The 239-nt window shown below is 42.3% G+C and carries 1 protein-coding gene; it reads right to left on the bottom strand.

Annotated features, from left to right (window positions below; translation table 11 throughout):
• On the bottom strand, positions 1-239 hold a 239-nt coding region (locus AAEY62_RS24565), incomplete at both ends, for a TonB-dependent receptor plug domain-containing protein (protein WP_350637101.1).

Raw genomic sequence — 239 nt, 5'->3', positions numbered from 1 at the left:
CTGTAGGCTAAATTATCGGTTATAGCATTGGTGCTATCAATCGAAACTGCATAGCTATCCCACTGGCCAAGCTCTACGCCCACTTTATGTTTTTCGTTAAACTCAGGCTTTTTTTCAATAAGGTTTATTACGCCACCAGCGCTAACAATGCCATATAAACCAGTAGCAGGGCCTTTTAGTACTTCAACCGATTCAACATTAGTAAGCGAACGAGTCGGGTTAAAGGTATTACCTAGCCC

Origin of the sequence: Pseudoalteromonas sp. GW168-MNA-CIBAN-0100 (assembly GCF_040309225.1) — a bacterium.
Lineage (GTDB): Bacteria > Pseudomonadota > Gammaproteobacteria > Enterobacterales > Alteromonadaceae > Pseudoalteromonas > Pseudoalteromonas arctica.
Note: the sequence above shows the minus strand (reverse complement) of the source record. Positions and strands in the feature narration are given on the sequence as shown.